Source organism: Vandammella animalimorsus (assembly GCF_002285265.1).
In the GTDB taxonomy this organism is placed as follows: domain Bacteria; phylum Pseudomonadota; class Gammaproteobacteria; order Burkholderiales; family Burkholderiaceae_C; genus Lampropedia.
This window is the reverse complement of the sequence record NZ_NSJB01000001.1, coordinates 319,020-343,122: the sequence shown is the minus strand read 5'-3', so window position 1 is coordinate 343,122 and position 24,103 is coordinate 319,020. Positions and strand designations below refer to the sequence as shown.

General features: G+C 64.5%; 31 protein-coding genes. 19 read left to right on the top strand and 12 right to left on the bottom strand.

The genetic code is table 11. The features are described from left to right. Nucleotides 1–4 precede the first annotated feature (4 nt). From CK625_RS01505 to CK625_RS01490, 4 genes are all read right to left on the bottom strand, one after another. Nucleotides 5–1,588, bottom strand: coding sequence for a hypothetical protein (locus tag CK625_RS01505; RefSeq protein ID WP_143326134.1), 1,584 nt, complete (start codon nt 1,586–1,588; stop codon nt 5–7). A gap of 112 nt (nt 1,589–1,700) precedes the next feature. After that, entirely contained in the window at nt 1,701–2,489 is a 789-nt protein-coding gene (locus tag CK625_RS01500; protein ID WP_095538491.1) for a peptidylprolyl isomerase, read from the bottom strand. A gap of 141 nt (nt 2,490–2,630) precedes the next feature. Next, nucleotides 2,631–2,957, bottom strand: coding sequence for a BolA family protein (locus CK625_RS01495; protein ID WP_095538490.1), 327 nt, complete (start codon nt 2,955–2,957; stop codon nt 2,631–2,633). Between the two features lie 34 nt (nt 2,958–2,991). Continuing rightward, the gene (locus CK625_RS01490) at nt 2,992–3,627 is read right to left on the bottom strand and encodes an inner membrane-spanning protein YciB (RefSeq protein ID WP_172425050.1); all 636 of its coding nucleotides are present in this window, start codon (nt 3,625–3,627) and stop codon (nt 2,992–2,994) included. Nucleotides 3,628–3,919: 292 nt separating this feature from the next. Here CK625_RS01490 and CK625_RS01485 point away from each other — a divergent pair, with 292 nt between their 5' ends. Next, complete coding sequence (locus tag CK625_RS01485; protein WP_095538488.1) at nt 3,920–5,563, top strand: 3-(methylthio)propionyl-CoA ligase; 1,644 nt, start codon at nt 3,920–3,922, stop codon at nt 5,561–5,563. A gap of 157 nt (nt 5,564–5,720) precedes the next feature. On the opposite strand, the gene CK625_RS01480 is transcribed toward CK625_RS01485, so the two are convergent. Genes CK625_RS01480 through modA form a run of 3 tightly spaced genes read right to left on the bottom strand, consistent with a single transcriptional unit; the run spans nt 5,721 to nt 8,020 of the window. Beyond that, a complete protein-coding gene (locus CK625_RS01480; RefSeq protein ID WP_095538487.1) occupies nt 5,721–6,503 on the bottom strand; it encodes an ABC transporter ATP-binding protein in 783 nt (260 codons plus the stop codon). Next, nucleotides 6,500–7,195 (bottom strand): molybdate ABC transporter permease subunit, encoded by a 696-nt coding sequence (gene modB, locus CK625_RS01475; RefSeq protein ID WP_095538486.1) that lies wholly within the window; start codon nt 7,193–7,195, stop codon nt 6,500–6,502. The genes CK625_RS01480 and modB overlap by 4 nt, the downstream gene beginning before the upstream one ends. A 54-nt stretch (nt 7,196–7,249) precedes the next feature. Next, nucleotides 7,250–8,020 (bottom strand): molybdate ABC transporter substrate-binding protein, encoded by a 771-nt coding sequence (modA, locus tag CK625_RS01470; protein WP_095538485.1) that lies wholly within the window; start codon nt 8,018–8,020, stop codon nt 7,250–7,252. A gap of 185 nt (nt 8,021–8,205) precedes the next feature. On the opposite strand from modA, the gene moaC reads away from it, so the two are divergent. Then, a complete protein-coding gene (gene moaC / locus CK625_RS01465) occupies nt 8,206–8,745 on the top strand; it encodes a cyclic pyranopterin monophosphate synthase MoaC (protein WP_095538484.1) in 540 nt (179 codons plus the stop codon). A gap of 11 nt (nt 8,746–8,756) precedes the next feature. Here the strand turns inward: moaC and CK625_RS01460 are convergent, their stop codons facing one another. Continuing rightward, nucleotides 8,757–9,521, bottom strand: a complete 765-nt coding sequence (locus CK625_RS01460) for a HesA/MoeB/ThiF family protein (protein ID WP_095538483.1) — start codon at nt 9,519–9,521, stop codon at nt 8,757–8,759. Nucleotides 9,522–9,633: 112 nt separating this feature from the next. On the opposite strand from CK625_RS01460, the gene CK625_RS01455 reads away from it, so the two are divergent. Beyond that, nucleotides 9,634–10,329, top strand: a complete 696-nt coding sequence (locus tag CK625_RS01455; protein ID WP_095538482.1) for a helix-turn-helix transcriptional regulator — start codon at nt 9,634–9,636, stop codon at nt 10,327–10,329. A gap of 46 nt (nt 10,330–10,375) precedes the next feature. Here the strand turns inward: CK625_RS01455 and CK625_RS01450 are convergent, their stop codons facing one another. Further along, nucleotides 10,376–10,930 carry a GNAT family N-acetyltransferase gene (locus CK625_RS01450; protein ID WP_238945447.1) on the bottom strand — a complete coding sequence of 185 codons (555 nt, stop codon included), beginning with the start codon at nt 10,928–10,930 and terminating at the stop codon, nt 10,376–10,378. A gap of 33 nt (nt 10,931–10,963) precedes the next feature. Between CK625_RS01450 and CK625_RS01445 the strand changes: the two genes are divergently transcribed. Next, on the top strand, nt 10,964–11,446 hold the full coding sequence (locus tag CK625_RS01445; RefSeq protein WP_095538480.1) for a methylated-DNA--[protein]-cysteine S-methyltransferase: 483 nt from the start codon (nt 10,964–10,966) through the stop codon (nt 11,444–11,446). A gap of 97 nt (nt 11,447–11,543) precedes the next feature. Here CK625_RS01445 and CK625_RS01440 read toward each other — a convergent pair whose 3' ends face one another. The 3 genes from CK625_RS01440 to CK625_RS01430 all read right to left on the bottom strand — a co-directional run bounded on the left by CK625_RS01440 (nt 11,544) and on the right by CK625_RS01430 (nt 13,167). Then, nucleotides 11,544–12,197: a hypothetical protein gene (locus tag CK625_RS01440; protein WP_095538479.1), complete on the bottom strand. Its 654-nt coding sequence runs from the start codon at nt 12,195–12,197 to the stop codon at nt 11,544–11,546. A gap of 159 nt (nt 12,198–12,356) precedes the next feature. Then, nucleotides 12,357–12,791, bottom strand: coding sequence for a hypothetical protein (locus tag CK625_RS14025; RefSeq protein WP_238945446.1), 435 nt, complete (start codon nt 12,789–12,791; stop codon nt 12,357–12,359). Between the two features lie 43 nt (nt 12,792–12,834). Continuing rightward, complete coding sequence (locus tag CK625_RS01430; protein ID WP_143326133.1) at nt 12,835–13,167, bottom strand: hypothetical protein; 333 nt, start codon at nt 13,165–13,167, stop codon at nt 12,835–12,837. An 811-nt stretch (nt 13,168–13,978) separates the two neighbouring features. On the opposite strand from CK625_RS01430, the gene CK625_RS01420 reads away from it, so the two are divergent. From CK625_RS01420 to CK625_RS01350, 15 genes are all read left to right on the top strand, one after another. Next, nucleotides 13,979–14,593: a glutathione S-transferase family protein gene (locus CK625_RS01420; RefSeq protein ID WP_095538476.1), complete on the top strand. Its 615-nt coding sequence runs from the start codon at nt 13,979–13,981 to the stop codon at nt 14,591–14,593. A 184-nt stretch (nt 14,594–14,777) separates the two neighbouring features. Continuing rightward, a complete protein-coding gene (locus tag CK625_RS01415; RefSeq protein WP_095538475.1) occupies nt 14,778–15,383 on the top strand; it encodes a glutathione S-transferase family protein in 606 nt (201 codons plus the stop codon). Nucleotides 15,384–15,406: 23 nt separating this feature from the next. After that, nucleotides 15,407–16,387 (top strand): BtrH N-terminal domain-containing protein, encoded by a 981-nt coding sequence (locus tag CK625_RS01410; RefSeq protein ID WP_095538474.1) that lies wholly within the window; start codon nt 15,407–15,409, stop codon nt 16,385–16,387. Between the two features lie 259 nt (nt 16,388–16,646). Beyond that, nucleotides 16,647–16,901 carry a type II toxin-antitoxin system prevent-host-death family antitoxin gene (locus tag CK625_RS01405; RefSeq protein ID WP_095538473.1) on the top strand — a complete coding sequence of 85 codons (255 nt, stop codon included), beginning with the start codon at nt 16,647–16,649 and terminating at the stop codon, nt 16,899–16,901. A 4-nt stretch (nt 16,902–16,905) separates the two neighbouring features. Continuing rightward, complete coding sequence (locus tag CK625_RS01400; RefSeq protein ID WP_095538472.1) at nt 16,906–17,325, top strand: type II toxin-antitoxin system VapC family toxin; 420 nt, start codon at nt 16,906–16,908, stop codon at nt 17,323–17,325. Between the two features lie 13 nt (nt 17,326–17,338). After that, a complete protein-coding gene (locus CK625_RS01395; RefSeq protein WP_095538471.1) occupies nt 17,339–17,749 on the top strand; it encodes a TfoX/Sxy family protein in 411 nt (136 codons plus the stop codon). A 205-nt stretch (nt 17,750–17,954) separates the two neighbouring features. After that, entirely contained in the window at nt 17,955–18,425 is a 471-nt protein-coding gene (locus tag CK625_RS01385) for a DUF4279 domain-containing protein (protein ID WP_095538470.1), read from the top strand. A 114-nt stretch (nt 18,426–18,539) separates the two neighbouring features. Beyond that, complete coding sequence (locus CK625_RS14020) at nt 18,540–18,794, top strand: EVE domain-containing protein (RefSeq protein WP_238945445.1); 255 nt, start codon at nt 18,540–18,542, stop codon at nt 18,792–18,794. Nucleotide 18,795: 1 nt separating this feature from the next. Then, nucleotides 18,796–19,011 carry a hypothetical protein gene (locus CK625_RS14015; RefSeq protein ID WP_238945444.1) on the top strand — a complete coding sequence of 72 codons (216 nt, stop codon included), beginning with the start codon at nt 18,796–18,798 and terminating at the stop codon, nt 19,009–19,011. 116 nt (nt 19,012–19,127) lie between these two features. Further along, a complete protein-coding gene (locus CK625_RS01375; RefSeq protein WP_095538469.1) occupies nt 19,128–19,913 on the top strand; it encodes a GntR family transcriptional regulator in 786 nt (261 codons plus the stop codon). A 206-nt stretch (nt 19,914–20,119) separates the two neighbouring features. Continuing rightward, entirely contained in the window at nt 20,120–20,554 is a 435-nt protein-coding gene (gene sdhC / locus CK625_RS01370; protein WP_095538468.1) for a succinate dehydrogenase, cytochrome b556 subunit, read from the top strand. A 56-nt stretch (nt 20,555–20,610) separates the two neighbouring features. Further along, complete coding sequence (sdhD, locus tag CK625_RS01365) at nt 20,611–20,976, top strand: succinate dehydrogenase, hydrophobic membrane anchor protein (RefSeq protein ID WP_095538467.1); 366 nt, start codon at nt 20,611–20,613, stop codon at nt 20,974–20,976. 131 nt (nt 20,977–21,107) lie between these two features. Continuing rightward, the gene (gene sdhA / locus CK625_RS01360; protein ID WP_095538466.1) at nt 21,108–22,916 is read left to right on the top strand and encodes a succinate dehydrogenase flavoprotein subunit; all 1,809 of its coding nucleotides are present in this window, start codon (nt 21,108–21,110) and stop codon (nt 22,914–22,916) included. 43 nt (nt 22,917–22,959) lie between these two features. Further along, nucleotides 22,960–23,667, top strand: coding sequence for a succinate dehydrogenase iron-sulfur subunit (locus tag CK625_RS01355; protein ID WP_095538465.1), 708 nt, complete (start codon nt 22,960–22,962; stop codon nt 23,665–23,667). Between the two features lie 23 nt (nt 23,668–23,690). Continuing rightward, nucleotides 23,691–24,026, top strand: coding sequence for a succinate dehydrogenase assembly factor 2 (locus tag CK625_RS01350; RefSeq protein ID WP_095538464.1), 336 nt, complete (start codon nt 23,691–23,693; stop codon nt 24,024–24,026). Nucleotides 24,027–24,103 lie beyond the last annotated feature (77 nt).

The following is a 24,103-nucleotide window of genomic DNA, read 5'->3' as shown; positions in this document are numbered from 1 at the left end:
GGCCTCATGGCTTTTGGCGCCAGAGACCGACGCTGACGTTGTGCCGCTCGTGGCGCTGCACTTCAAAGTGCGCGCCGCAGGCCTGCTGCAGCGCCTGGGCCACCTGCGGGTGGTAGGCCATGTGCAGGTGCGCAAAGCGCTGCGGCAGCGGCGCTTGCCGGCACAGCGCCTGTGCATCCTCGGCGCTGTAAAGCGGCAGGATGCGCACCGGCTTGCCGGCCTTGCGCTGCAGGTAGTAGCGGTAGCCTGCCGGGTTGAGCATGAAGCCCGTGTACACCGCATCGCCCGGCTGCAGATGCTGCAGCGCGAACTGCGCCGCAGCGCGGAAATCGTGCTTCGCAATGTGCCGGTAGTGCTGCAGCATGGGCCATTGCAACCCCATCAGCCCCACCAGCATCAACGGGGCCAGCGCGCCCAACCAGGGCTGGCGGCCCTGCTGCTGCCAAGCCAAGGCATGGGCCAGGGCACAGGCCAGCAGCAGATACAGCGGCGGCAGCAAAAACACATAGTGGCGCGGCGCCACGATCTGGCTTTGGCGCATGATGGCGGTGATCAAGGCGCCATAGGCCAGCAGCGCCAACAGCACGGCCAGGCTGGCCCAGGCCCAGCGGCGCTGCATGGGCGTCAGTGGCGGCCTTGCTGCACCGGCCCCAGCCTGGCGCAGCAGCGCAATGCCATACAGCCCAGCGCACAGCGCCATGCCCGCAGTGGCCCAAGGCCCCAGCACCTGGGCGTGCAGCGTGCGCAGCCCGGCCAGCAGTGCCTGGCCGTAGGACATCTTCTGCACAAAGCCCATCTGCCCCTGCGCCGTCAGCCACAACGAGTGGTAGCTCAGCGCCAGCCAGGCCAGCACCACGGCCAGCACGCAGGCCATGCGCAGCAGCGCCCAGCCATCGCGACGGCGCAAGCCTTCCAGCCCGTACAGGCCCAGCAGCAGCGCGGCCAGGGCCGTGGCGTGGTAGTGCGTCAAGGCCGCTGCGGCAAACAGCGCAACCTCCGCCCAGCCCGGCAGCGGCGCGCTGCGCCAGCCCTGCAGCCAACGCTGCCAGAACAGCACCCAGAGCACGGCCGAAAGCGCCATGCCCAGGCCGTAGGCGCGCGCCTCCTGCGCATACACATGGACGAAGCCGGAGCTGGCCAGCAGCCCCATCATGGCCAGATACGCCATACCCTCAGGCTGGCACGCCTGCCGCCAGGCGCGCCACCCCAGCCAGCCCAGCAGCATCAGCACGGCCAGGGCGCTGAGCAGGCGCAGCTGCGCCTCGCCATCGCCCAGCAGGGCGGTCACCAGCTTGTTGAGCAACTCATACAACGGCGGCGATTGGTCGGCGGCCTTGACCGTCCAGAAGCTCTCCTGCGCGCCCAGTTCCGTCAGGCGCACGCGCTCCAGCCAGGGCTGATCGTGGGGCCACAAGGGCCGCTGCAGCGCGATGTCGGCCGAGAACAGCTCGTCCTCCCACAGGGAGTTGCGCCCCAGATCGGGCAGGTACATCCAGGCCGCCCACAGCAGCAACAGCAGCGCTGCCGCCTGGCGCCAGCGGGCAGGAAGTGGCGTGCGGCGACAGGGGCTACAGGAGGAATAGGTCATGGGCGAATGGGCGCAGCCCTACACGGCACAAAGCCCGCCCCTGGCGATGCCAGGCAGCGGGCTTTGCGTGCAGCCGATCATTCGCGATCTGCGGGCAGCGGCCGAAAATGGCTTACTGCTCGATCTTGGCGGCCTTGTAGAGCTTTTCCTGGAACTCGGCCAGCTGCCGCTCGGCCAAGTGCTGCTCGATCTGCGGCTTGAGCGCATCCAGCGCGGGCGGCTTGCTCTCGCGCTTGTCCTTCAGGTGCAGGATGTGCCAGCCGTACTGGGTTTTGACGGGCTCCTGGGTGAACTTGCCTTTTTCCAGCTTGGTCAGGGCCTCGGCAAATTCGGGCACGTAGGTTTCTGCGCGCGACCAGCCCAGATCACCGCCCTTGGCGCCCGAGCCTGGGTCCTTGGATTTTTCCTTGGCGATGGCCTCGAACTTGCTGAAGTCCTTCTTCAGATCGGCAATGATGGCCTTGGCTTCTTCCTCTTTCTCGACCAGGATGTGCGCCGACTGGTATTCAAAGCCTTTTTGCTGCTCGACGAATTTGTCGTACTCGGCCTTGATGGCCTTGTCGGTGATGGGGTTGTCCTTCTGGTGCTTTTGGAACAGCGCGCGGATCAGAAAAGTCTGGCGCGCCAGGGCCATTTCTTCCTTGAACGCCTGGCTGTCTTCAAGCTTGAGCTTCTTGGCTTCCTGCTCGAACACCGCGCGGCGGATCAGCTCCTCCTTGACCTGGGCCTCCAGCTCAGGGGTCTTGGGGCGGCCGGCTTCTTCGAACTGCTTGATGAAGAAGTCGTAGCGCGCCTGCGGGATGGCCTCGCCGTTGACGACCGCCAAATCCTTGGCCGAGGCGGGCAGCACAGTTGCAGCCAGGGCGCCGGCCAGAGCGGCGCACAGCAATTGTTTTTTCATTGAGATCAAAGCCTTTCAGGGCGTGGAGAAAAGAAAACACGGCGCCACAGGCACCGGGCCATTGCGCTCAGGCAGCGGGCAGCCAAGGCTGCAAAACACAGCGGGGGCTGGAAAGCCCCCCGCGCCGCACCCGATCCGGGTTCAAGACTGCTTGAGCTCGATGGCCAGGGCATGCAGGCCGGCATCGAAAAAATCGCGCAGCGCATCATACACAAGGCGATGCGCGCTCACGCGGCTGGCCCCCAGAAACAATGGTGAGGCAATGTGCACCCGGAAATGGGTGCCAAAGCCCGTGCCATTGGCCCCGGCGTGGCCGGCGTGCTGATGACTCTCGTCGATGACCAGAAGTTCCGTGGGCTGCAGCCGCTGGCGCAGCCGCGCCTCGATGGCGGCGGCGGTGACGGCATTGGCGGCATTGGCTGCATGAGATGCGGCATCAGCGCCTGGGGTGTCGGGCGAAGGGTTCATGGCGTATTGGGATGGGGTGTTGAGGAGCGCTCTTTCAGCGCTGCTCTGGGCGCTGCACGGCGGCGGCATCGCCTGTCGCTGCGCTGGGCGGCGGCGCATCGCCAGGCGGCGTGGCAGGCGATGCCTGGCTGCCGGGCGCGCCGACGATCTCGATGTGCCGGCCCAGCAGCATGAACAGCGCCGCAATGGCCAGAAAACTGATCGTCGTGCTACCAAAGGTTTTGTAATTGATCCAAACGGACTGACTAAAATTTTTTGCCACGATGATATTGATTACTCCCATGGTGGTGAACAACGCACTTAGCCCCCAGACCAGCTGACGCCAAGCCAATTCAGGCATGCGCATCTGCCCGCCCAGCAGCAGCTTGAGCGGGTTGCGGCCCAGCACATGCAGAGACACCAGCAACACGGCCGCCAGCAGCCAGTTGACGATGGAGGAGCGCCACATTACGAATATAGGGTCGCGCAATGCCAAGGTCAGGCCGCCAAAGACGCCGATCAAGCCCATGCCCACCCACTGCATGGGCTCAACCTTGCGCCCGCCCAGCAGGGTCAGCACGATCTGCAGCGCCGAGACGCCGATGGCCACGGCAGTGGCAACAAAAATGTCCCATTTCACATAGGAGACATAAAACAGCACGAAGGGCAGGACGTCGAAAAAGAATTTCATGGCGCAAGGGCCAGGCGGCGGCATGGCCCGCCGCCTGCCGTGGCAGGGGGAAAAGAAGCGCCCGCCGGCGGCGGGCTCCAGCGGGCGATTCTATCCACGGCCTGCCATGAGCGCCTTGTCCCTAACCCGCCCTGCGAAGGCCTGCGCCGCTGCCAAGCTGGGCGACAATGCGCGCTGGATTTGCCCCCGCCCGCCTGAGCGTCTGCTGCGCCAGTTGTGCCAGCGCCAAGCCCGGGCGGGCCATCCCGCATTCCCCAACGACATTCCCAAGATATTTCCAAGGAGAAAAACCATGCTGGGCCTGATGCAGCACCAACCGCTTTTGATTTCGGCCATGCTCGAACACGCCGAGCGCCACCACGGCGACGGCCAGATCGTCTCGCGCCGCGTCGAGGGCGACATCCACCGCTACACCTACAAAGACCTGGCCGCGCGTGCGCGCCAGATCGCCAATGTGCTCGATGCCGAGCAGTGCGCGCAGGGCGAGCGCGTGGCCACGCTGGCCTGGAATGGCTACCGCCACATGGAGCTGTACTTCGGCGTCAGCGGCTCGGGCCGGGTGCTGCACACCATCAACCCGCGCCTGCACCCCGAGCAGATTGCCTGGATCATCAACCACGCCGAGGACGTGATCCTGTGCTTTGACACCACCTTCACGCCGCTGATCCAGGCCGTGCACAGCAAGTGCCCCGGCGTGAAGAAGTGGGTGGCCATGTGCGACGCCGACAAGCTGCCGGTCGACACCGGCATCCCCAACCTGGTCAGCTACGAGGCTTGGCTGGCCGGGCAAAGCAGCCAGTACCGCTGGCCGCAGCTCGATGAGAACACCGCCTCCAGCATGTGCTACACCAGCGGCACCACCGGCAACCCCAAGGCCGCCGTCTACAGCCACCGCTCCACCACCTTGCACACCTACGGCATTTGCATGCCCGATGTGATGTGCCTCTCGGCCAGCGACGCCATCTTGCCGGTGGTGCCCATGTTCCACGTCAATGCCTGGGGCACGCCCTACGCGGCGGCGGCCACCGGCTGCAAGATCGTCTTCCCAGGCCCGGCGCTGGACGGCAAATCCGTCTATGAGCTCATCGAGAGCGAAGGCGTGACCATGGCCGCCGGCGTGCCCACCGTCTGGCAGATGCTGCTGGGCCACATGCTGCCCAACCAGCTCAAGTTCAGCACGCTCACGCGCACCATCATCGGCGGCTCGGCTTGCCCGCCGGCCATGATCGAGACCTTCGAGAAGCAGCTGGACGTGCAGGTGCTGCACGCCTGGGGCATGACGGAGATGAGCCCGCTGGGCACGCTGGGCAAGCTCAAGAACAAGCACCTGCAGCTGCCGCAAGAGGAGCAGTTCAAGGTGCTGCAAAAGCAGGGCCGCGCGGTGTTCGGCGTGGACATGAAGATCGTCAACGAAAAAGGCGAGGAGCTGCCCTGGGACGGCAAGACCTATGGCGACCTGCTGGTGCGCGGGCCCTGGATTCTGTCCAAGTACTACAAGCTCGAGGGCAACGACCCGCTGATCTACGACGAGCAGGGCCAGGGCTGGTTCCCCACCGGGGACGTGGCCACCATCGACGCCGATGGCTTCATGCAGATCACCGACCGCAGCAAGGACGTGATCAAGTCCGGCGGCGAGTGGATCAGCTCCATCGACATCGAGAACATCGCCATGGCCCACCCGGCCGTGGCCATGGCCGCCTCCATCGGCATGCCGCACCCCAAGTGGGACGAGCGCCCCATCGTCGTCGTGGCCCTCAAGCCCGAGCAGCAAGTGAGCAAGGAAGAGCTGCTGAAGTTCTACGAAGGCAAGCTGGCCAAGTGGCAGATCCCCGATGACGTGGTGTTCGTCGACAGCATCCCGCTGGGCGCCACCGGCAAGATGCTCAAGACCAAGATCCGCGAGCTGTTGGTCGACTACAAGCTGCCCACGGCCTGAGCGCCTGCTCAAGGCCTTTGCAGGCCTTTGCCCCCGCTCTCGCCCATCGCCCCGCTTGGCCAGCGGGGATGAGTGCCTGGGGGCGGGCCGCAGCGCCTGCCCACAGCCCAGCGCCATTACAGGCGTTGGGTGTTCGGCTGGGCGTTCAGCAGGGCGTTCATTCAGAGTCTGAAGGCAGCAGCACGGTGCGGCCGTCATCGGCCTGGGCCAGGCGCAGCAGTTGAGCGTCGAAGGCCTGGTGGTCGCGCTCGTCGTGCGAGATCAGCATCAGCGGGATGCCCAGTTGCTGCAACAGCGCCAGCACCTGCTCGCGCATGTCCTGGCGCAGCTGCGGGTCGAGCGCCGAGAACGGCTCATCGAGCAGCAGCGCCCGCGGCTTGAGAATGGCCAGCCGCGCCAACGCCACGCGCTGCTGCTGGCCGCCCGAGAGCGTGTGCGGATACTGCCCGGCCAGGTGCGCGACCTGGAAGCGCTCCAGCCAGTGCATGGCCTCGTCCCTGTGCGCGCGCGACAAAAACCCCCAGGCGCCGCGGCGCAGGCCAAAGCCGACGTTGCCCAGCGCCGTCAGATGCGGCAGCAGCGCGTAGTTCTGGAACAGGAAACCCATGCGGCGCTGCTGCGGCGCCACGTGCAGACCGCTTTCGCCGTCGTAGAAGGTCTGGCCGCCGATGCGCACGTGCCCGGCATCGGGGTGCAGCAGGCCGGCCATGGCCTGCAGCACCAAGGTTTTGCCGATGCCCGAGGGGCCCATCAGCACGATGCGCGGGTGGCTGGCGCGCAATTGCACGTCCAGCTCGAAAACACGCTCGGCCGATTGCAGGCGCTTGCGCACGTCGATGTCGCACCAGGGCTGGGCGCCCTGCCCTGCTGCAGCCTGCGACGCGGCGGCACCGGCGGCGCTGGCACCGCTGACGGCCTGTGGAAAGCTCAGGCTGTTCATGCTCCGCGGGCCTCCTGCCGCTTGGGGGTGATCCAGGTGGCCAGCAGCAGCATGCCCACGCACACGCTGGAGATCACCAACGCCAGCAGCGTGGCCGTGCCATCGCGCCCGGCCTGCACGGCCTCGTAAATGGCGATCGACAGAGTTTGAGTCTTGCCCGGGATGCTGCCGGCAATCATCAGCGTGGCGCCAAACTCGCCCAGCGCGCGCGCAAAGCCCAGCATCATGCCGGCCATGATGCCGCGCCAGGCCAGCGGCAGGCTGATGCGCAGCACGATGCCCCATTCGCTCACGCCCAGCACGCGCCCGGCCTGCTCCAGTTGCGGATCAACGGATTCGAATGCCGCGCGCGCAGGCTTGAACACCAGCGGAAAGCTGACCACGGCCGCAGCCACGACTGCGCCCTGCCAGCTGAAAATCAGGCTGATGCCCAGGCTGTCCTTGAGCCAGGCGCCCAGCCAGCCCTTGCTGCCAAACAACACCAGCAGGTAATAGCCCATCACCGTGGGCGGCAACACCATGGGCAGCGTGAACACGGTGTCCAGCACATTGCGCAGCCAGCAGCGGCTGCGCGCCAGGTACAGGCCGACGACGATGCCCAGCAGGCCGCTGACGCAGGTGGCCCAGAACGCCACCTTCAGCGACAGCAGCAGCGGCACGATGACCGCTGCGGCGTCCAGCCCCTGCGTCATCGCGCCCTCCCCGGCCCGGGCGAGCGGCAGCCCTTGCCATCCATGGCGTTGCGCTTACTCGGCCGGCGGCAGGAAGCCAAACTGCGCCAGCACCTTTTGCCCATCGGGCGAGAGCACCAGGGCCATGAAGCGCTGCGCCGCCTCGGGCTGCGGCGCCTTCTTCAGCACGGCAATGGGATAGACCACCGGCTTTTGCGTAGGCACCGTATAGGCCACCTTGACTTTGTCGGCCATCAGCGCCGCATCCGTGCCATAGACGAAGCCGGCATCGACCTCGGCGCGCGCCACGTAGTCCAGCGCCTGGCGCACGTTCTGCGCCAGAATCAGCTTGGGCTGCAGCGCCTGCCACTGGCCGCCGGCCTCCAGCGTGGCCTTGGTGTAGCGGCCCACGGGCACGCTCTCGGGGTTGCCGATGGCGATGCGCGCAATGCCCTGGGCGCGCAGGCCATCCACATCGGCCAGCGCCACGCTGCTGTCCTTGGGTTGGAGCAGCACCAGGCTGTTGCGCGCAAACGCCTGGCTCTTGCCCTGCTCGACCAGGCCCTTTTCCTCGGCCATCTGCATGGTCTTCTGATCGGCGCTGGCGAACACGTCCACCGGCGCGCCCTTGTCGATTTGCTGCAGCAGCGCGCCCGAGCCGGCGAAGTTCAGCTCCACCTTGTCGCCCGGATGGCGCTGCTCGTACTGCTGGGCGATGACCTTGAAGGCATCGGCCAGGCTGGCCGCGGCCGAGACCGTGATCGTCTCGGCCCAGGCCGCGTGTGCGCCCAGCGCCAAAACCGCAGCGGCCAGGGGCCGCAGAAAAACAGAAAACCGCTTGTGCATGGCAATGCTCCCATCGTGAAGTGAAACTGCGCGCCCCTGCCCGCCGCATCTGCCCTGCGGACTGCGGCGGCTGGCGCAAGCCGCGAAATATACACAAAGATATAGCGACTGCAGGGCAAACGCCGCCCACGCCGCAGCCCATTTGCCGCTCATTTCCCTCTCATTTGCCGCTACCATGCGGCCCCATGCCCCATCGCCCCGAACAGCCCCACAACGACAGCCCGGCCAGCGCCGCCGCCCTCAGCCACTTCGACGCCCAGGGCCAGGCCTGGATGGTGGACGTGGGCGCCAAGCCCGCCACGCAGCGCAAGGCCGTGGCCTGCGGCAGCATCCGCCTCTCGGCCGCTGGCTTTGCCGCATTGCAAGACCCCGCCGCCGGGCGCAGCCCCAAGGGCGACGTGCTGGGCGTGGCCCGCATCGCCGCCATCCAGGGCGCCAAGCAAACCAGCGGCCTGATCCCGCTGTGCCACCCACTGCCGCTGAGCCACCTGCGCGTGGACTTCCGCCTCGATGCCGCCGCGCTGCGCGTGCACATCGAAGTCTGCGCACAGACGCGGGGCCCAACCGGCGTGGAAATGGAAGCGCTGACCGGCGCAGCCATCGGCCTGCTGACCATCTACGACATGCTCAAGGCCCTGGACAAGGGCATGGAAATCGAGCACATCGGCCTGCTCAGCAAGGAGGGCGGCAAAAGCGGGCCCTGGCAGCGCCCGGCCAAAGACTGAGCGCCTGTCATTCAGGGCCTGTCATTGCCCTGTGCCGCGCCACACACGGCGCAATGCGGGTCGCGCGCCAAGGCCCAGGCTTGCGGCGCTGGCGCCAGCGCATTGAACAGCAGCAGCTGCCCGCACGGCGCGCCGCCCAGGCCCAGCAACAGCTTCAGCGCCTCGCTGGCCTGCGCCGTGCCCACCATGCCCACCAGCGGCGCAAACACGCCAAACACCGCACAGGCCCCGTCGCCCGCCTGCCCCGGCGGGAACAGGCAGGCATAGCACGGCGAATCTGCGCGGCGCGGGTCGAACACACTGAGCTGCCCTTCAAAGCGCGTGGCCGCCCCCAGCACCAGCGGCGTGCGCGTGGCCACGCTGGCCTGGTTGATGGCATGGCGCGTGGCAAAGTTGTCGCTGCAATCGAGCACCACATCGCAATCGCCCAGCAGCTGCTGCAACTGCGGCCCATCGAGCCGCTGCACCAGCGCGCGCACGGCAATGTCCGGGTTCTGCGCCGCCAGGCGCTGCGCCAGCACCTGCGCCTTGGGCTGGCCCAAGTCGCCCGGCGTGAAAAACACTTGGCGCTGCAGGTTCGAGGCCTCCACCACATCGTCATCGGCCAGCCACAGCCGCCCAACCCCCGCCGCTGCCAGATACGCCGCCGCTGCATGGCCCAGGCCACCGCAGCCCACCACCAGCGCCGTGGCCTGCAGCAGGCGCTGCTGGCCCGCGATGTCGATCTCATCGAGCAGAATGTGCCGCGCATAGCGCAGCAACTGGTCGTCATTCATTCAAAGCCACCCGCATCCAGACCGCGCCAGCAGCACACAGCGCGCCAACGCCAAAAACCGGCCATTGTGCCGCAGCGGTGCGGGCCCACCATCCCGAGACAAGACACACACCATGACCACCCGCGCCCACCGCCTGCTGCAATTGCTGGAACTGCTGCGCGCCCGCCGCACGCCGATGCCCGGCCAGCAGCTGGCCGAGGCGCTCGGCATCAGCCTGCGCACGCTGTACCGCGACATCGCCAGCCTGCGCGGCGAAGGCGCAGCCATTGAGGGCGAGCCCGGCATCGGCTACCTGCTGCGCCCGGGCTTCACCCTGCCGCCGCTGATGTTCAGCGCCGACGAGCTGGAAGCCCTGGTGCTGGGCGCGCGCTGGGTGGCCAGCCAATCCGCCGATCCGGCGCTGGCCGAGGCCGCCGACCAGGCGCTGCGGCGCATCACCGGCGTGCTGCCCAGCGAGCTGCGGCTGCAAGTGGAAACCAGCGGCCTGTTCGTCCCCGGCCGCTGCGACGCACCATTGACTGAACCGTGGCTGCCGACGCTGCGCCAGGCGATTCGCCACGAGCACATCCTGCAACTGGACTACCGCGATGCCGAAGATGCCCCCAGCCAGCGCCGCATCTGGCCGTTCGCCATGGCCTTTTTCAATGAAACCCGGCTGATTGCCGCCTGGTGCGAGCTGCGACAGGACTTTCGCCACTTCCGCGCCGACCGCGTGCAGCATCTTGCCGACACCGGCCAGCGCTACCCCGAACGCCGCCCCAGCCTGCTGCGCCGCTGGAGCATTGAGCAGGGCATTGCACTGGATTGAATCTGCCGCGGACATCGGAACGGCTCGCGGCCAGGGCAGCCACCGGCTAGCCCAGCGTCCGTTGCAGCACCTCGCCCGGCAGACCGTCGAAGTCTTGAAACGCCTGATGGACAAAGCCATGCCTGAGGAGAATCTTGCGCGAGGCGATGTTGGCCGGGTCGATGATGGCGAACAGGCGTTCAAGCCGGGGCGCCTGTGCGTTCGCCACGGCCAGCAACTGCGCAGCCACGCGGTTGCCAATACCTTGCCCCCAGTATTCGGGCAGCAGCATGTAGCCCAGCTCCGCCGCACGGCCATCGGGGCGTTCCAGCGCCAATTTGCCCAGCCCCAGAAACGCCCCGTTTTCATCAAACAGCTTGAAATGACCAAACGCCGGGTGCCAGCCATTGTTTTCCAGCAGTTTGGCGTATTCGGCGCGCGCCTCATCCTCGGGCAAGGCACGCTCGGTAATCATCGCCATCACCTGGGCATTGCCCACCAGGCGGAAGTAATCGGCAAAGTCGGCCGCGCTGAATTTGCGCATGACAAGTGGCATCACGTTCTCTTTGGATAGCTGGAAAACGGCAAAACGGTGTGATAACAAGGATGACACGATAGCCACGCCCCATTCCAGCAGCCCTAAGCGCGACCTGCCATGACCATCTTTCACCAAACCATCGACAGCCCGGTTGGCCGCCTGCTGATCGCCGCCAGTGACGAGGGCCTGCACGCCATCGAGTTCCCGCAAGGCCGCCACCCGGTCAAACGCGATACCCATTGGCAGGAAAGCCCGCACCCGTTGCTGAGCGAAGCCGCCCGGCAGCTCGGCGAATACTTCGCCGGCCAGCGCCGCGTGTTCGATTTGCCGCTGGCGCCGCAGGGCACGGATTTCCAGCAGCGCGTCTGGCAGGCGCTGCGCGCCATCCCCTATGGGCAAACCCGCAGCTATGCGCAACTGGCCACCGCCATCGGCCAACCCAAGGCGATGCGCGCCGTCGGCGCCGCCAATGGCCGCAACCCGCTGTCCATCGTCGTGCCCTGCCACCGCGTGATCGGCGCTAACGGCTCGCTGGTCGGCTTCGGCGGCGGCCTGCCGGTCAAGACCTTTTTGCTGCGGCTGGAGGGCGCGCTGGCGTGAGGCTTGACCAACTGAAAAGGCATCGCCCCCAGGGCATCTTCAGCCACCGCAAGCGGGGCAGCCGCCCGGCGCCGCAGCCACCCAAGTGCGCCGCGGCTCAAAGCCGCACCCGGCGGGCCTCGCGGCCTGCACGCATGTCTTCCAAGTCGGCATAGATCACCAAATCGTTGCCCACGATTTGTAACCTGGGCGTCTCCCAAGCCTGCGCATCATCTGGAATGATGCACTGCGCCGTGCGGGTCTGCACGTCATAGACCCAGTGGCCACGGATATTGCCCAAGCCAAAGGCATCAATACAGATGCGGGCATGCGGGTGCTGGTGAAAGCCCCCCAGCCACGCCGCAAAATAGCGTTCGCTCAGCCACCAGCCCCAGTCATCCAGGCGGCTACTGCCATCCACCGCGCGCGGCACGGGCACCGATTCGCCATCCACCCACACCACTGCGCCACCTTCCCACGCATCGGGGCCCGCAAACAGCAGCGCGCAATGGGCCTGCTCAGGCGAGAAGAACGCCCAGGCGCTCCAGTGGTCCTGTTCCCGGGCGTGAATCTCTCCGGCAGTGTCGAAAATCTTCCACTCTGCCGCGCGGAAGTCATGCACGCGTGCGCTGGCCGCCAGCGGGGGCATGGCTTGGGTGAACACGCCCTGGTCGGGCCGCACGCCGTTGCGTGCGGCCTCAATCAGCGTGGCGTGCCAAGCTCGCAGGGCTTGCGAGGCGGGCGTGGGCGGGCAATCTTCGTCAAACAGCATGGCGGTTGTTGGCAGGTAAAGGGGCGCATGAAAGCAGACATCACCCAGCGCATTTTCACGACACGCAGAGCATTCATCCAAGATGATGGTTCTGTTTTTGGGTCAGCCACGCCCCCGTCTGTGAACAGCCCTACCGGGCCACCCGCCGCCTTCAGCACCTTATGCTTTGTCGCCTCTTTCGCTGAGCCAAGTCTTCCACGTATCCCCCGGCGCCAGCTGCTGGACGGAGGGATCCGAAAGCGGCGGCGCATCGGGGCGGCGCGGCAGAAAAACCTTGACCTGCACTTCGCCCGTGAGGGCGTTGACCTTGGCTTGCGTCAGGACGATGGCATTCTCAGGCGGATCGGCTGATATATACAGCATGAATGTTTGGTGATCTCGGTCATCAGGAGATCCAAAAACGCCTAATGTCAGATTTTTTTCGTCTTCCGGCGTCAGCGGCCACACGTAATCTTTAAGCGCCTCCCGCGTCGCCAGGCGCGCGATCTCTTCCATGTCTCTGGAGTGAAGGCGCTTCTTTTTATCAGATGAACGTTGTTTGTTTGCCATGATTCCCATCCGGTTAAAAATCCAGCCCAGCCGGCCATTGACCATTTTCTGCCCCAGGCTGTTGGCCGGGGCGGTTGCGCTTCTGCGGCTAAAAATTTTCCCCTTCTGTGTGCAGACGCTCGATAATGGCTTGGGTCAAATGGAAATATATTTCCTCAGGCAATGAGTCGCCGCTGACAAACTCCACCTTCTTGATGTTATAGGGCCTGGACAGTACGCGACTGCTGTGTTCCGCAGCGGCCAGCACCTGTTTGAGCACTTCCTTGCTCCGCAGCCGCGCAGGTTCTTTTGCATCCAGTTTGATAGCCACCACATCCACATCTGCTACAGGCACGTCAGAAAAAAACAATCCAAGGTAGTTATGCAATGGACCACTGATTCGAGAGACCTTATAAATACCTTCATCATTGACGAAATTCATAATTCACTCCAACGGGGAAGGAAAATTTTTGGAGGCCGCATTATGCGCATTATTATAAATTGGACCGTGATGCCTCATATGCCATGCCTCTGCAATCTCATGCTTCAAAAGTTGAATATCTTTATGAGCACAATCACCCTTAACCAATCTGCCCCATGCATTTGCTATTTCTTCACTGGAATCAAATCTCCTCATTTCCGCCCTAATACCCAGTTTTTCATAACGATCAAGCAAGTGCTTTTCACAAAACAGGCGGCTCTTTATTTTTGAATGTTTTCTATTTTAAGGCCGGTGTTGCGAGAAATTTGAATTACATCAATCTTACTCGCGCGAATCGCCTCATATGCCGCATCCGCTGCTTGCCCAGCATTGACGCCTGTGGCTCCACCAACTTGACGAAAGGTAGATGTATCAACCACTTGGGGTTGGGATGGCAGTTTTTGGCCCGCTGCGCGCAGCACTGGCCGGCGCCAGCACACCGCCCATGCCGGCAAACCCTTCGGCCCCATGCACCAAGGCGCTCAGCACATCCATTGTGGCCTCCTGCCTGTCTTCTGTTTGGCCGGCGCGTGCCAGGCATTGCCCGGCCAGGTGGGCGTTGTTGGGCGCGTTGTACAGCGATGTGCCCACGGACAATGAAAAACCTGCGGATTGGCTGCATTTTTGGCCGCAAGCGGCCCACGGCAGGCATGTTGCTCGCCCCCCTCACACTGCTGACAGAAACTGACAGCCGCCCGCTCTACAGTGGCGCAGGCCGGGCAAGCCGCCTGACTTGCCCAGCCCCATCCTGTTCACTTTCTGGAGATCGCCCATGTCTGCCCAGCTCACCTTCTACACCCACCCCATGTCGCGCGGGCGCACCGTGCGCTGGATGCTGGAGGAAACCGGCCTGCCCTACGACACCGTGCTGCTGGAATACGGCGGCAGCATGAAAGCGCCCGAATACCGCGCCATCAACCCCATGGGCAAGGTGCCCGCGCTTAAGCACGGCGACACCGTGGTCACCGAAGTGGCGGCGATTTGCCTGTATCTGGCCGATCTTGTGCCCGAGAAAAAACTTGCCCCGCCGGTGGGCAGCTTTGAGCGTGGCAGCTATTACCGCTGGATCAGCTTTATGGCGCCGCTGGAGCAGTTGATGATGGCCAAAGCCAGCGGCGGCAACCTGCCCAGGCCGGAATCGGCCGGTTTCGGCACTGAGCAAGACCTGCTCGACACCCTGGAGGCCGCACTGCAAGGCCGCACCCATCTTGCGGGCGAGACTTTCACCGCCGCCGACCTGATGGTGGCCGCCTATGTGGGCTGGTATCTGCAATTCAAACTGCTGGAGCCGCGCCCGGCCTTCACCGCCTTTGTCGAGGCGCACAGCCAGCGCCCCGCCGGCTTGCGCGCCGACGACATCGACAACGCCTTGCTGGCCGAGCCTTGACTGCGGCGCAAGCGCCATGCCCGTTTGGGTAGCCCGGCAGCGGGGCTTGCAGACCGCTGCTGCGTTACCTCCGGTCGCGCCCGCACACTGCTGACAGAAACTGACAGCCGCCCGCTCTACAGTGGTGCAGGCTGGGCAAGCCGCCTGACTTGCCCAACCCCCATCCACCTTTTGGAGATCGCGCATGTCCGCCCAACTCACCCTCTACACCGCCTTTCCTTCCCGCGGCAACAACGTGCTGTGGATGCTGGAAGAATGCGAGGCCCGCTATGAAGTGGTGCCGCTCGCCCTCGGCGCGGCGCTGAAAACGCCCGAATTTCTTGCCATCAACCCGATGGGCAAGGTGCCCGCGCTCAAGCACGGCGAGGCGGTGATTACCGAAACCGTCGCCATCCTCAGCTACCTGGCCGAGCTGCACCCGCACAAGCAGCTGATTCCCGCCGCTGGCACGCCCGAGCGCGGCGCCTATTACCGCTGGCTGTGCCTGGCCCTGCATCTGGAATACGCCGCCTTCGACCGCTGGCGCGGCGTGCACAACACGCCCGAGCAGCGCATCGCCATCGGCTATGGCGATTTCGACACCCTGCTCGCCACGCTGAAAAACCATCTGCAAGGCCGTGACTACATCGTCGGCCAGCAGTTCAGCGCGCTGGACGTGTATTACAGCGGCCTTTTGGCCTTCTTGATCCACCGCGCCCAGGCCATCCCCGCCGACCCGCTGCTGCTGGCCTACATGCAGCGCCACCTGGCCCGCCCCGCCTTCGCCCGCGCCGAGCAGATGAGCGCCTGATTGAGATCGATGGAGGAAAGACCATGAAGATAGAAAACGTCCAGCCCTTTATTGGCCAACACTGCGAAACCACCGCCACCGGCACCCTGCTGCGGCAACTGGGGATTGAGCTGTCCGAGCCCATGCTTTTTGGGCTGGGCGAAGGGCTGGGTTTTATTTTCTGGCAGATGAAGTCCATGCCCGCCCCCTTCATCGGCGGCCGGGTCAAACCCGGCATCCTGACGCAAAACATTGCCAGAAACCTCCAGCTTGAACTGATTGAAAAAGAGACTTCATCCCCGCAAAAAGCCTGGAGCCATGTCAAACAGCTTCTGGACGATGGGCATGTCGTGGGACTGAAGCTCGATTGCTTTCATCTTGAATACTTCAAAAACGCTGCGCATTTTGCAGGGCATTATGTCGCCATCTATGGCTATGACACTGAAAATGCCTTCCTGATTGATACCGAGCCACAAGGCGTGCAGGTCAAAACCAGCCTGGACAGCCTGGCGCGGGCCAGAGCTGAAAAAGGCTTCATGGCATCCAAACACCTGTATTACACGCTCCGGCCTTCCGGCAAGCATTTCGAGCTTGAAAAAGCCATCCCGGCGGCCATCCGCAACAACGCCCGCGAATACCTGAACCCGCCCATTACCAATATTGGCTACAAAGGAATTTCAAAAGCCAGCGCAGAAATCCAAAAATGGTTCAAGACCAGCCACAACATCGAGCATGAATTCAAAACGGCGGCCATGCTGATGGAGCGCGCCGGAACCGGCGGCGCCTTGTTCAGAAACATCTATCGGGATTTTTTGCTCGAAAGCCACCGGCTGCTGCCGCTTGAGCCACTGAAGACCGGGCATGAAGCCTTTGTGGAAATTGCCAGCCTCTGGCAGCAGGTGGCCGAGTTGTTTGAAAAGGCAGGCGAAAGCCAGGACTTCCAATACATCGCTCAAGCCTCGCAAACCTTGAAGGCGTTATCCGGCAAGGAAAAAAGCGCCATGGAAGTCATAGCGAGGCTATAGCCCGCGCCCAGCCCAAGGCGCAACGCCCGCCTGCTGCGCATACAGGCCGCCATCTCCAAACCGCCCAGACAGGAGCAGCCCATGCCGATCAACCCCGACCTCGCCGCCCACGTCCGCCGCCTGCTGCTCAAGCGCCTGCCCGATGGCGTGGCGGTGAGCGGCATCGCCGAGCAAAAGGGTTCGGCGTCCCCGGCTTGACAGTTGTAGCTACGTAGCCACAATCTGACTGTATCTGACAGCCGTCCAAAGGAAACGCGCCATGATCCATACCCTCAGCAGCCGCGAGTTCGGCCACAACGTCAGCAGCGCCAAAAGCCTGGCCAAGCAAGGGCCGGTGTTCATCACCGATCGGGGCGAGCCTGCTTTTGTGCTGATGAACATCGAGCAATACCGCGCCATCACCGGCGCACAGCCAGCGCAATCGCTGCTGGATCTGATGGACAGCCTGCCCGACTCCTCCGAGGCGGGCGATTTCGAGATCACCCCCATCGGGCTTGAGCTGCACAGCGAGTAAGGCCATGTATCTGCTCGACAGCAACGTATTGGCCGAGCTGCGCCCCGGCAAACCCCAACCCTCGCCGCAGGTGCGGCAATGGGCGGCCACCGTGACGCAAAGCCTGTTTTATCTCTCGGCCATCACCATCTTGGAGCAGGAAGAAGGCGTGCTGCGCGTGGAGCGGCGCGACCCTGCCGCAGGACAAGCCCTGCGGCGCTGGGCCACCGCAGTGCACCAGGCCTTTGCCGGGCGCATCCTGCCCTTTGGCGAGCGCGAGGCCCTGCTGTGCGCCCCCATGCATGTGCCCGATCCCAAAGCGCGGCGTGATTCCATGATCGCGGCCACCGCGCTGGCGCATGGCATGACGCTGGTCACCCGCAATACCCAGGATTTCGAACGAACCGGCGCGCGCCTGTTCAACCCTTGGGCAGGCCAGATTTAAGCCAGAACAAGCCATGGCCTTCGACTCCGACCTCGCCGCCCAAGTCCGCCGTCTGCTGGTCAAGCGCCTGCCCGATGGCGTGGCGCTGAGCGACATCACCGAGAAAAAGATGTTCGGCGGCTTGGCCTTCATGGTGCGCGGCAAGCTGTGCGTCGGCATCAGTGGCCGCGACTGCGAGGTGATGCTGCGCATCGGCAAGGCCCAGCACGACGCCGCGCTGGCGCACGAAGGCGTGCGCACCACGGTAATGAAAGGCCGCGAATACCGCGGCTATATCGACCTGGACGAAACCGCCTTTCCCATGCTGGAAGACCTGCTGGCGCTGGCGCTGCGCCACAACCAGGAGCTGAGCGCCGCCCCGCCGCGCCGCCGCGCCGCCGCAAGCAAAAGCCATAAGGTATTGGCTCTGCATCGTCAACCGTGAGCGTGTGCTGCGCGGCGTGGCTGGTGGCTTTTGCCAGCTCTGCCATGGCAAGGCCGCGCCACTCAGGGGTACTCCGCACGAACCCAGCGCAGGCACCTGCAGGGTCGGCCTGGGCCAGGCTCTGGATAGAGCCTTGATGAAGCCTGCCGCCAAACTGCCATAGTTTTGACAGACTGAAACGCCCACTCCTGAATGCCATAGCCCCATGCCTCAAGTCCAGTGCTACAGCTACTTCAGCATCTCCTCACAAACCCAGACGCTTCGTACTGGCACAGACCCGCTGTCGCATGTCGCGGTCGAAAACGGAAATTTTGATCCTGCAGCGATCACCGCCCTGCTGGGCATTCAGCCGCACCGGGCGTGGCGGCAAGGGGATAGAAATCCTCTGGGCAAGCCCTATCGCACCTCCAATTGGAGTGCTTGCCTGCAACAGGAACCTGTCTTCGATGCAGGCCTGCAATGCCAACGCATTGCCTTGCAACTGCACGACAAAATCCATGCGCTCAATGCGCTGCGGCAGCAATATGCAGTGCAGTTTTGGATCACCGTCGTGCCCACCATGTATCCCGAAGCAAGCACACCGGCGCTTTATTTGGATAGCGAGGTCATTGAGTTCTGTTACCTGACCGGCACGCAAATCGATGTGGACATGTACGTCTATGCAGACATCGCATAAAACAAGCAACCATCCACCCACGGCAACAGAAATGAGGCGATGGATTGGCAAACACAGGTGCCTCCGATGTCAATCAATCCCCAACTGATAGCCCCGCCGCCGCAAGGAGAAGCCATGAGGTATTGGCTCGGCGTCGTCAGCCGCGCGCATGTGCTGCGCGGCGTGGCTGGTGGCTTTTGCCAGCTCTGCCATGGCAAGGCCGCGCCGCTTCAACGCATGCAGCCGGGCGACTGGCTGCTGTACTACAGCCCCACCCGGCGCTTGGGCGAGGCGCAGAAATACCAGGCCTTCACTGCCGTGGGCCAAATCACCGGCGCGCACGCTTACCGCTTCCCAATGGCTGAAGACTTCCATCCCCTGGCGCCGTGATGTGGATTACCTCGCCATCCGCCGCGAATGCCCCATCACCATCGCCCGCCGGCATGCCGAATGGCCAACCTATGCCCGGCAACTGCGTTACGGCCACGTCGAGGTCTCGGCCGGTTTTGCCCAGTTCGTACAGCAGTACATGGTCAGCCGCCCCGAGCCAGGCCCAAGCGCGTCAGAGGCGCATCCAGGCAATCCTATGTCTTATATAAGATATTGATGCGCCGGGCCGGCCGGCGGTAGAATCGCGCACGCTGCCGCAAGGCGGCGTTTTGTTGTTCTGCACAGCTGTGCTTTCGTTTCCGACGCGCCGCAAGCGCCGCGTCGCCCCCACACATGACCGAGCTTCACGGGGCAGCCAAGGCCAGTCATGGCGCAGCTGGCACCCTGCCCCCCCCTTCATTCAGCCCGCTGTATCGCCAGATCAAGGATTTGCTGCTGCAAAAGCTGCAGGCCGGGCAATGGCAGCCCGGGCAGGCCATCCCCAGCGAGATGGAGCTGTCGCAGCAGTTGCGCGTCAGCCAGGGCACGGTGCGCAAGGCCATCGACGAGCTGGCCGCCGAGAACCTGCTGGTGCGCCGCCAGGGCAAGGGCACGTTCGTGGCCACGCACTCCGAGCAGCAGGTGCAATACCGCTTTCTGCGCCTGCGCCCCGACGCCGGCGATCTGGACGAGGAAGGCGCCGCGCAGCGCCACATCCTGCAGTGCAAGCGCAGCCGCGCCAGTGCCGAGCTGGCCGCGCAGCTGGGCCTGCGCAGCAGTGATGCCGTGGTGCACATCCGCCGCACGCTGTCGATGCAGGGCGTGCCCTCGGTGCTGGAGGACATCTGGCTGCCTGGCAACACCTTCAAGGGCATCAGCACCGAACAAATCGCCAGCTACCCTGGCCCGACCTATGCGCTGCTGGAAAAGGAGTTCGGCGTGCGCATGGTGCGCGCGGTCGAGAAGCTCAAGGCCATTGCCGCGCCCGATGCCCAGACCGCCGCGCTGCTGCAGGTGCCGCCGGGCTCGCCGCTGCTAGCCGTCGAGCGCCTGGCCTACACCTACAACGATGTGCCGATGGAGGTGCGCCACGGTCTGTACCGCACCGATACCCACCACTATTTGAATGAGCTGAACTGAACACGGCGCCCCGCTCCGGCGCGCCCATGCGTTTTACATTGTTGTCACAAATGGCCGCAGTTGTCGGCCAGCCGGAATGGTTGGGTCTAAAATCCTGCCGTTTTGCCTGAAACAGGCCCATCGCTGCCTGCTGCGCTGCAGCCTGCTTGAGTCGACCGCTGTTTCAACGCATCGCCCCGCCCCCCTGCACAGAAAGACATACGCCCATGAATGAAGTCGCAAAGAAAAGGCCTGAATTTCGCAACATCAACCTGTTTCACGATGTGCGCACCTACCGCCTGCCGCCAGCAGGGGTGCTGTCGATCCTGCACCGGGTCAGCGGCGCGATCATGTTCCTGCTGCTGCCCGTGCTGCTGTGGCTGCTGGACATGTCGCTGCGCTCGCCAGAAACCTTCGCAAAGGCCACCAGCATCTTCCGCACGGGCCTGTGGATCTTCCCCGGCTTTCTGGTGCGCCTGGGCGTGCTGGTGCTGGTCTGGGCCTTCCTGCACCACCTCTGCGCCGGCATCCGCCACCTGTGGATGGACGTGGACCACCACAGCGTCACCAAGGAGTTCGGCCGCAAGTCGGCGCTGGCCTCGTTTGCCATCAGCCTGGGCCTGACCGTGGTGTTTGGCGCCAAGGTCTTCGGCCTGTACTGAGCCCCCAAGCCCACGGCACCGCGCCCGCCCGCATCCCATCCTAGGAGTTCTTTCCCATGTCCATCAACTACGGTTCCAAGCGCCTTGTGGTCGGCGCCCACTACGGCCTGCGCGACTGGCTCAGCCAGCGCATCACCGCCATCCTGATCGCCCTGTTTGCCCTGGTGCTCATGGCCCAGGTGTGCTTTACCAAGGGCCCGATCGACTACGCCGCCTGGCGCGCCATCTTCGATGCGCAGTGGATGCGCCTGTTCGCCTTCGTCACCGCCGTGGCCGTGCTCTGGCACGCCTGGGTCGGCGTGCGCGACATCTGGATGGACTATGTCCCCGCAGCGGGCCTGCGCCTGTTCATGGATGTGCTGACCATCGTCTGGCTGGTGGGCTGCGCCGGCTGGGTCTTCCAGATCCTGTGGCGCCTCTGACCGCCCTGACCACCCTGGCCGCAGCCGCGCTTGCCGGGCCAGGCGCCTGAAGTCGCAACAAGCGGCCAGCGCCGGCCCCGCAAAGACAACGATCCCCGCCCCGCTTTGAGACACCACGATTTCCCAACACCATGAGCTACTCCAAAGAAAACATCATCACCCGCAAGTTCGACGCCGTCATCGTCGGCGCGGGCGGCTCCGGTCTGCGCGCCGCGCTGGAGCTCTCGCGCGCGGGCCTGTCCGTGGCCTCGCTGTCCAAGGTCTTCCCGACCCGCTCGCACACCGTGGCGGCCCAGGGTGGCGTGTCCGCCTCGCTGGGCAACATGAGCGAGGACAACTGGCACTACCACTTCTACGACACCATCAAGGGCAGCGACTGGCTGGGCGACCAGGACGCCATCGAGTTCATGTGCCGTGAGGCGCCCAACGTCGTCATCGAGCTGGAACACTTCGGCATGCCGTTTGACCGCAACCCCGACGGCACCATCTACCAGCGCCCCTTTGGCGGCCACACCGCCAACTACGGCGAAAAGCCCGTGCAGCGCGCCTGCGCCGCCGCCGACCGCACCGGCCACGCCATGCTGCACACGCTCTACCAGCAAAACGTCAAGGAAAAGACCAACTTCTTCGTCGAGTGGATGGCGCTGGATTTGATCCGCGATCAGGACGGCGACGTGGTCGGCGTGACCGCGCTGGAGCTGGAGACCGGCGATCTCTACATCCTGCAGTCCAAGGTCGTGCTGCTGGCCACCGGCGGCGCAGGCCGCATCTTTGCCGCCTCGACCAACGCCTTCATCAACACCGGCGATGGCCTGGGCATGGCCGCACGCGCGGGCATCCCGCTGCAGGACATGGAGTTCTGGCAGTTCCACCCCACCGGCGTGGCCGGCGCGGGCGTGCTGCTGACCGAAGGCTGCCGCGGTGAGGGCGCCATCCTGCGAAACAGCGAGGGCGAGCGCTTCATGGAGCGCTACGCCCCCACGCTCAAGGACTTGGCGCCGCGCGACTTCGTCTCGCGCTCCATGGACCAGGAGATCAAGGAAGGCCGCGGCTGTGGCCCGAACAAGGACTACATCCTGATGGACATGACCCACCTGGGCGCGGAGACCATCCGCAAGCGCCTGCCCTCGGTGGAGGAGATCGGCCACAACTTCGCCAACGTGGACATCACCAAGGTGCCCATTCCCGTGGTGCCCACCATCCACTACCAGATGGGCGGCATCCCCACCAACATCAATGGCCAGGTGGTCATCAAGACGCAGACCAACAATGCCGAAGTCGTCGGCGGCCTGTATGCCGTGGGCGAGTGCTCCTGCGTCTCGGTGCATGGCGCCAACCGCCTGGGCACGAACTCCCTGCTGGACCTGCTGGTGTTCGGCAAGTCCGCCGGCCGGCACATCGTGCAAACCGTCAAGGCCCAGGCCGCGCACAAGCCGCTGCCAGCCGATGCGGCCGATCGCACGCTGGCGCGCCTGAACCGCCTGCAGGCTTCGAGCTCGGGCATCTACTCGCAGGACATCGCCAACGAAATCCGCCAGACCATGCAACAGCACGCCGGCGTGTTCCGCACCCAAAAGGGCATGGACGAGGGCGTGGTCAAAATCAACGCCATCCGCGACAAGGTCGGCAGCGTCACGCTGCAGGACAAGTCCAAGGTCTGGAACACCGCCCGCATGGAAGCGCTGGAGGTGGACAACCTGATCGAAGTCGCCCAGGCCACCATGACCTCGGCCGCAGCGCGCAAGGAATGCCGCGGCGCGCACACCGTCTACGATTACGAGCGCCCTGCCGATGACCCGGAGGCGCCGCTGGGCCGCAACGACAAGGAATGGATGAAGCACACGCTGTGGTACAGCGATGGCAACCGCCTGGACTACAAGCCCGTGAACCTCAAGCCGCTGACGGTCGAGAGCGTTCCGCCCAAAGTGCGCACCTTCTAATCATCCACCGGCCACCGCAGAGCCTCACGAGAGCCTAGACACCATGACAATCCGCAAATTCCAGATCTACCGCTACGACCCCGACAAGGACGCCAAGCCCTACATGCAGGAAGTCGAGGTCGAGCTCGACGGGCATGAGCGCATGCTGCTCGACGCGCTGGTCAAGCTCAAGGCCAAGGACCCGTCCATCGCCTTTCGCCGCTCCTGCCGCGAGGGCGTGTGCGGCTCGGACGCCATGAACATCAACGGCAAGAACGGCCTGGCCTGCCTGACCAACATGAACACGCTGCAGGGCACCATCGTGCTCAAGCCGCTGCCGGGCCTGCCGGTGATCCGCGACCTGATCGTGGACATGACGCAGTTCTTCAAGCAGTACCACAGCATCAAGCCCTATCTGCAAAGCGACATCTACGCCTCGGCCGAGAAGGAGCGCCTGCAATCGCCCGAGGAGCGCGAAGAGCTCAACGGCCTGTACGAGTGCATTCTGTGCGCCAGCTGCTCCACCAGCTGCCCGAGCTTCTGGTGGAATCCGGACAAGTTCGTCGGCCCCGCCGGCCTGCTGCAGGCCTACCGCTTCATCGCCGACAGTCGCGACACCGCCACCGGCGCGCGCCTGGACAATCTGGAAGACCCCTACCGCCTGTTCCGCTGCCACACCATCATGAACTGCGTGGACGTCTGCCCCAAAGGTCTGAACCCCACGCGCGCCATCGGCAAGATCAAGGAATTGATGGTGCGCCGCGCCATCTGAGCCCCTTGGCCCCGCCAGCGTTTATGACCGAGCCCACCGCCCCCACCGCCACTTGCAGTGCCGCTGCCGGGCAGCCCGCCCAGCGGCTGCTCAGCGAGCTGGAGCTGCGCCAGCTGCACTGGCGCAGCCGCCGCGGCCTGCTGGAAAACGATTTGCTGATCGAGCGCTTCTTCAAGGCCCACGGCAACGCCCTGACGGTCGAGCAAGGCATGGCTGTCACGGCGCTGATGAACCTGGCCGACAACGACCTGCTGGATCTGCTGCTGCGTCGCAAGGAGCCTGAAGGAGAGACTGATACCCCCGCGATCCGAGCCGTGCTGGAGCTGATGCGCCCCGCCAAGCCCCCCTCGATGGCCTGAGGCCCCCTCGCCCCAGGCCTGCCGCAGCCAACGCGCAGCCGCCCGGCACACCCTCCCCTGCAACCGCCTTTTCGAAA